4 protein-coding genes are annotated in these 7,860 nt (G+C 41.2%); all 4 read left to right on the forward strand.

Annotation, left to right across the window (positions count from 1 at the left end; genetic code table 11):
* Positions 1–1,435, forward strand: a 1,435-nt coding sequence (locus tag ACKI5B_RS05055) for a hypothetical protein (RefSeq protein ID WP_407426462.1), incomplete at its 5' end; no start/stop codon positions are given.
* Positions 1,425–2,666, forward strand: a complete 1,242-nt coding sequence (locus ACKI5B_RS05060; protein ID WP_407426464.1) for a hypothetical protein — start codon at positions 1,425–1,427, stop codon at positions 2,664–2,666. The genes ACKI5B_RS05055 and ACKI5B_RS05060, both read left to right, overlap by 11 nt.
* A gap of 11 nt (positions 2,667–2,677) precedes the next feature.
* Positions 2,678–5,281, forward strand: a complete 2,604-nt coding sequence (locus ACKI5B_RS05065; RefSeq protein ID WP_407426466.1) for a right-handed parallel beta-helix repeat-containing protein — start codon at positions 2,678–2,680, stop codon at positions 5,279–5,281.
* A gap of 14 nt (positions 5,282–5,295) precedes the next feature.
* Positions 5,296–7,860, forward strand: a 2,565-nt coding sequence (locus ACKI5B_RS05070) for a beta strand repeat-containing protein (RefSeq protein ID WP_407426468.1), incomplete at its 3' end; no start/stop codon positions are given.

Raw genomic sequence — 7,860 nt, forward strand, 5'->3', positions numbered from 1 at the left:
TAAGCCGGTTATTTCTCACGAAACAAACGAAAATTTCATCAGTCTTTCTTCTTCCGAACTCAAAAAACTTAACGACGGTGAATATTTCTGGTCGGTTACGCAAACTGACAGCGAAGGAAACGAATCTGCAAAGGCAGTAACCCGCCGGTTTTATGCAATTAACGGTGAAATTGAGCAGAGAACGGTCTTTCCGCCGGATAATTACGAAGTATGGCTGCCGCTTTTAAGCGACACCCGATTTACATGGAAAACAAATCTTTCGTTCATGCAGTATCTTCAGATTGCAGCAGACAGGGATTTTAATCAAATCATTTTTGACTCTGAAACAAACGGAACATCATTTTCCGGAGCAGGCCTTGATATTGGAGAGTATTATTGGCGTATTACAACTAAGGAGGAGAACTTCAAGCGCGCAACACCGGCAAAAAAACTTTGTGTCGTTGGAGAACTTGATTTTCCGAAAATCGAATATCCGGCAAACTCAAGAAAAGCCGTAGTCCGTCCGACCGAACCGTGTACCTTTGCATGGAAAGAAGAAGAAGGCGCAGACTATTACCGTGTAAAGCTTTACAGACAGGACGGTGAAACACCATTGTACGATGAAAATTTCATAAACGGAACAAGCGTCGACATTGATGTGGAAAAATTCCCTGAGGGAAATTACCGCTGGGAAATTCAGTCCTATGCTTATGAAACCGCCCTTTCTTCGCGCAGAAGTTCTCTTCTTTCCAGAGCAAATTTTACACTTCGAAAAATCCGCCCCGTAACTCTTATTTCACCACAAAATGGAAAAGTTTACGGCGGCTGGGAAGCAATTGAAAATCCGACAGAATTACAGTGGGCTTCATCAGAAAATTGTTCAAGTGCACAACTTATTCTCACCAAAAAAAATGGAATTGAACCAGGCGAAAAAATTTTTGACCAGAATTCATACAAACAGGTTTTTCAGCAGCTTTCTTCAGGCGATTATGAATGGACTGTAAAAGCCTTTACTGAAGATGAACTTGATATTTCTGCTACTCAAAGCTTTACTTTCAAAGTTGAAGAAATTCCTCCGTTTGCAGCTCCAAAAAACGCCCGCACTGAAGGCGGCAGTCTTTTCAATGCAGATTATCTTAAAAAAACGCCTTACATTGTCTTTTACTGGGAAAAAGTTAACAGAGCAGACAGCTATATTCTTGAAATATTTAAGAAAGGAAAAGTAATACACAGGCAGGTTATTTCTGATGTGAATATAACAAAATTTAAATTTGAAGATCTTCAGAAGCTTTTAAAAGGTGATTTTGCATGGAAACTCCGTGCCGTACGCATGACCGATGACAAAAAAGAAGTTCTGATTGACGGAAATCCGGCCGAAGGAATGTTCACGATTGACTACACTTTAAACGCAAACGGCGGAAAACGTAAAAATACAGGGGCATTGTATGGTCAGTAAAAAATATTTTGCCTTTGTATCTGCTTTTTTTGTAATGTTTACAGTTTTTTCACAGGAAACAGCAGAGTCTCCCGTTCAGGAAGAAACTGAAGAAACAAACGAACTTAAACAGCCGTTCAGCTGGAGCAGTGCGGGAGATGTTTTAAAATACGAAATCATAATAGACAGATTTGATGAAAAAACAAATGACTTTCTCCCCTATTATTTCCATGAAACAACAGAAGAAGAAAGCGAAGCCTGCCTTATCTATATTAATCCGATTCTTCCGCCGGGAGAGTACCGTTCTACAATCAAAGTGTACAATATTCTCGGTCTGCTCGAAGAAGATTTTACAAGTCAGGACGAATTTATTGTCAGGCGTGCTTACCGCCCGGAAGTGCGCAGTGTAAGCTATCCGCTTTACATGAGAAGCACGATTTATCTTGATGACTTAGACAACAACGGAATCATCGAAGTTGACGGCCGCAATCTTTTTATGCCGGATGAAACAGGAAAAAGCCTTACATTTACCGACTATGCACTTAAAAACGGCAGGCGAAGCGTAAAAGCAGATAAAATTCTTTCACACTCAGAAAACAACAGGAAAATTACTTTCCAGTTCGACATGAAAACTCTTCCTGTAGGCGAATATTTTCTTATTGCAACAGATGCTTCCGGCTTACATTCAGAAGAAAACAATTCATCTAAGTTCACTGTAAAATTTAAAAAATGGCTTGATATAGACATTGAAGGCGGCTACACCTTCCCGGTAATTCTTCACGACAACACAATCAAATATTATCTTGAAACCAATAAATTTCCTTTAAGTGCACAGGGAAAGCTTTCTGTAATGCCGTTTAAATATCACTGGGGATATGTGGGTCTTGGATTACGGGGAACTTATTCTCATGCATCAGCTGATTTCGGCACCTACTCAATCGACGGAAACATTATTCAGGCTCATGCTCTTTTAATTTATCAGAAACCTGTCTTAAGGCGCCGAGTTATTCTTGAACTTCATGGCGGTCCTGGTGTAACATATTTTAACAACTTTATGTTCCACTTCCCGAACAACATTGATTCACTTGCGCTCAACACACTGAGCACGTCTTTAATCGGGGGACTTGCTGCTCAAATCTATATTAATAAACGCTTATATACGGAAGTCAGTGCAGATTATATCTATACACTGAACAAAGACATAACAATGGGAACACTTCAGCCTTCACTTGGTGCAGGCTGGCAGTTCTAACGAGGTGGGCTATGATGATTTTTTTTAACCGGTTGAAAGTCTTCATCACAATATCACTTGCTTCCATGCTTTTTTCTTCCTGTGGGGAACTTTTTTCGCCTACATTTGATGAACCTGTAAAACACTTTTTTGAAGAATACACAAACTCTGCAGCTATTGAACAGGAAACTCTTCCACAGGGAACAGAAACACCTGCAGGGATTCTCTGCGTATCCTCTTCAGGAAATGCAGAAGTCACTTTCATACTCAGAAATCCACAGCAGTACAAATTAAATTTCGCCTATGAATTCAACAGTCCGGAAGTCAGTGCAAAAGCTCAGGAACTTACAGCAGCCGGATACACTGTATACACATTTACTCAAAGCACTGACACTTATTCAGGAAAATTAAATTTTTCCAAAGACTTTTTATATTCAATTGATGAAAGCAACGCCGGCAAAAAAGATATTTCCGGCTATATTACAATCACAGAGCCAAAAAGCGGCAGAAGTTTTGCTTCATACCCTGTTTCATTTCATGCAAATTCAGCGCCTCCTTCAGTTCAGGGAGTCTGTTTCCAGCGTTCTTCAGAAAGTGACGGAGCAACTTACATCGTATGTTTTTATATGCCGGATACAGGCAGTTCTGTAATGGCACTTCACAAAGAAGACACCCACACTGTTTACATAAACGGCGTAAAAAAATACACAAAAGACGGTCAGATTTACACTTCAGCTTCTAAAGACGAAGACGGAAACTGGGTAATTTCAGATTCTGATCCTGATTTTTCAACTTCTGTTTCTTCAATGTATCCTCTTTCTGAAGAATCATCTGCATTCAGTTTTAATGCATCAAAATGTCCTTCCGGATACACTGCCCTTTACTACGACACAGGCTGGCCGGTTACAACAGATACAAAAACCTGCACAATCACAATTGAAGATGATGACGGCCTTACAAGTACAATGGTCATTTCAAACAACGCCAGTCAGCTTAAATCTGCTGAAATCCGTGAAACAGCAGACACGGCTTATGATGCTGATGAAGATTCATTCCGCTATACACTCCACATAAGCCATGACGGAATGTGTACGGACGAAACTTTTAGCGGCGGAAATGTTACAATCAATTACACTGTTGAAGAGGTAAACGGCAATAATGTATTTAACGGCGGTTCTTCTTCATCTTTGACAGGAAATTCATTAAATACCGCTGACATAAGCGTTCCTAAAGGAAAATATAAAATTACTGCCACATCAAGTAAAAATTACTATATTTCTGGTGAAAGTGTTTCTGTAACAGGCGTTTCTGTTAAACAGCCTGCAGTTTTCTATGTAAGTGAAAGCGGTACAGACCGTTCAGACTACTCAGGTTCAAAAACTGAAAGCTACAGAACAATAAACTATGCAATAGATATGTTCACAGACGGAATTACATACAGTCAGTATGAAAGCGACTCAAGCTGCACTGTTTATGTTATGAGCGATTTAACTCCGCCGTCTGACTATAACTTTTCAAGCAATAGCGGTACATTCGTAAACATTCCTGCTATTTCAAACTCAATAAGTATTATTGGTTATGGCGGAACAAGAACAATCGACGCGCAGCAAAAAGGCAGCGTTATGATTGTAAGTCTGTCGAATCCGGCAACTCTTACACTTGAAAACATCAGCCTTAAAGGCGGCCTTATCGAAAACAGTTCAGATCTCAATGCAAGTGCTGTCTATGTAAACGGAAATACAGTAATGAAAGGCGGGACAATTTCGGACTGTACTTCAACTGCAGACCGTAAGGGAATCGTCTATGTTGCATTAAGTCCATTCACAATGGAAAATGTTACCATAACTTCAAACACGTCAAGTGGAACAGAAGGCTACATCATAAAGGCTGTAAACAATCCTCTCACGCTTAAAAACTGCACTGTAACCGGAAATACATCTGAGCTTGGTGCCGTTACAATGGGAAGCGGCGGTACAATAAACATCAAAGGAACAAACATAATTACAAAAAACACTCTTTCAGACGGTACTGCAAGAAATGTTTACCTTCCGGAAGGAAAGACACTTTCTGTCACACAAAGTCTTGAAGGAAGCAAAATCGGTATTTACATGCCGTTTACTGACAGCACAAAGCCTTCTTCAGGAAGAGCAGTTACATTTACAGAAGGCTTCAGTTCTTCTGGAACGGAAGCTAAGCCGGGAGCAGTCTTTATAACTGAAACTGAATTTGCAGTTACCACAGACGGTTCCGGAGAAGCAGCCTTTGCTGTAAGTTCAGGCACTCTCTACACACCGCAGGATTACAGTTTCAGCTTTACCCTTAATGATTCACAGAATAGAACAAGTAATTTCACTGTTAATACCGGTGCAGCTTCTGCATTTACTTTAACTCCGGCAGTTACAAGAAACAGTGAAACAGTATCTTATTCAGAAATCAGCAGTAACATTACCTGGACTTCATCTCTTTACTGCAGCGGAACAAAGGTCTGTGACTGCTCCGTAACAAAAACAGAAACCGGAATAAGCATTACAGTTCCGGCTTTAAGCTTTGAAGAAACCTACACGCTCAAAGTCTGTGCAGAATATCTTGGTTTAAGCCACGATGCAGAATGGAATTTTACGGCAGTGAGTGAATAAGGGGGAAGAAAAATATGAAAAAGTATGGAAAAATTATTAAAATCGCATTTGCTTTTCTTTTGCAGCTCTTTATTTTTGCTTCTTGCGAAAATCTTACTGATTCTTCATCAGCCGCCTTTACTTCAGAATCTTCTTCAAAAACCGGAACAACTGTTATTTTAAACGGAACAGTTTCTGCACAGGGAGCTTTTCCTCAGGCAGTTATTGACAGCCTTGAATCTTCTGCAGAAACTGAAAGCAGGGCTGCAATTCCTTCTGTCCCGGACGGTGCATATTATTATCTTCTTGCAACTCCAGATTCCGGTGATACAGTTTCAGGCGATTCTAAAAGCGGAACCTTTACTGTAACGGAAGGCACTTTTGCACTCCCGCTTGCTTCCGGAAAAACATGGAATGTAGAAATCGGAATTAAAAATTCAAGCGATACTGTCATTTTAAACGACAGTTATTCTGTTGCACTCACAGAAGATGATCCGGTTATTCTTCACACCTTTGTATTACAGGCTTCTTCCGGCGGAACAGGCTCTGTCTCTTTATCCATGAATGTTTCTGACACTGTTACAAAGGTAACTTCTTCCTGTGCAGATTCAGGCTGGACAAACAATATTAGAACATCACAGACTTACATTACAGGCAGTTCTGTTCCTTCCGGAACTTACGAAGTTACGCTAAATTTTTACAGTTCATTAGACATTCTTTTATATTCAACTGTTCAGAATATCTCAGTTCTTTCCGGCATGGAAACCAATTACTGGAAAAATTCAGCTTCATCTTCTGCTTCGCTTATTTCAAACGGAAAACTTGAACTCACGCAGGCACTCATAACTTCTTTTGCCCGCTCAACTTTCTATATTGGAAACACTTCTGTGGGAACAGCATCTTCAAGCGGAAATGGAAGTCCTTACGAGCCGTTTGAAAGTCTTAATCAGGCACTTTCTGCAATTGCCGTAACCGGCTCTCCTTCAAATGACTACAGAATTTTTGTAAACGGAACACTTACGGGCATAAACGAAATTTCTTCTTCTGTAAACGGAAAGGCACAATCAATTACAGTTTCAGGTTTAACCGGAAACAGCACGGATATTTTAAACGGAAACAGCGCAGGAACAGTTCTTACAGTAAGCACAACAGTTCCTGTCACAATCAGAAAATTGAAAATCACAGGCGGAATTTCAGAAAACGGCGGCGGATTGAACATCGCAGCCGGAGCAGATGTAACACTCGGTGAAGGAAGTCTGATTACAGGTAATTCAGCATCTGGTGACGGAGGCGGAATCTATAATAAGGGAACTCTCACACTCTCTGGCGGCACAATCAGTGCTAATGAAGTGACAGGAGCTTCTTCTGCAGGTGGTGGTGTGTACAACACTAAAACCTTCACCATGACAGGCGGCACAATCGGCGGAAGCACTGCCAGCAATGCCAATAAAGCCAGCGGCTCTGCAGCACTTGGCGGTGGAGTTGGAAATTACGGCAGTTCAGCAATTTTCACAATGCAGGGCGGATTAATTTCTCACAATGAAGCTGAAAAAGGCGGCGGAGTATACGGAGAATCATCTGCTGCTATAACAATAGAAGACGGAACAATCAGCGGAAACTCTGCTTCAGCAGCTGGAGGCGGAATCTATGTCAGTTCATTAGGAAACACAGACAAGATTGAGATTAAAGGCGGCACGATTAGTTCAAACACTGCAGGTGAAGGCGGTGCCGGTATCATGGCAGTATCTTCAAACCTTAAAATCAGCGGCGGAACCATTCAGAAAAACAGTGCCGGAGCAAACGCAGGTGGTGGAATCTGCTTTAACGGTGCCTCAAATACACTTACCATTTCCGGCGGAACAATCGGAGGAACTTCAGCCTCAGAAGCAAACACTGCCGGTGAAGGAGCTGGAATCTACCTTACTGCAGGTACCCTTAACATAACAGGCGGAACTATCAGCTATAACACAGCAACAAAGGCTGGTGGTGCAATTTATTTAGGAAGCTACAACAGTCCAACCATGACTATGTCCGGCGGCACAATCAGCTCTAATTCATGTACTGCAACAACAGCGAGCATCGGTTACGGTGGAGGCGGAATTTATGCTAATAAAGCCTGTACTTTCACAGGAGGCACAATCAGCTCAAATACAACGGCAAACAGCACGGGCGGAGCAATATATGCAGCTGTAAGCCCCTCTGTAGGTTCATCCGTTTCAATTCCAACTGGCGGCAGTGTTGGCAAAAATGACATCTACCTTGCAACCAGTATTTCAGTAAACATAACGAGCGAGATTTCAAGTTCATCAAAGATTCTTTTGACCACGAATGATTACACTGTTGGAAAAAGCGTGCTTACAGGAAGCACTTCTTCAAGTTACACAAAATTTACATTGAGTAATACATCATACAGAATAAGTTCTTCCGGAGAGATTGTAGAAATCGTGTCAAGTCTTTCTGATTTGAATACAAAAATAGCAAACCTTTCTGACGGAGGAACGCTTGAAGTTTATGTTACAAGTACTTTATCGGTTGGAAGCGGGGGCTTTTCAGTTCCTTCCGGAAAAACAGTCGTTCTTATCAGAGATTCCAGCATTTCA

Source organism: Treponema sp., from assembly GCF_045657965.1.
Taxonomy (GTDB): Bacteria; Spirochaetota; Spirochaetia; order Treponematales; family Treponemataceae; genus Treponema_D.

Coding starts and splice junctions, on each gene's coding strand:
- ACKI5B_RS05060 (WP_407426464.1), top strand. CDS start 1,425: ATGGTCAGTAAAAAATATTTTGCCTTTGTATCTGCTTTTTTTGTAATG.
- ACKI5B_RS05065 (WP_407426466.1), top strand. CDS start 2,678: ATGATGATTTTTTTTAACCGGTTGAAAGTCTTCATCACAATATCACTT.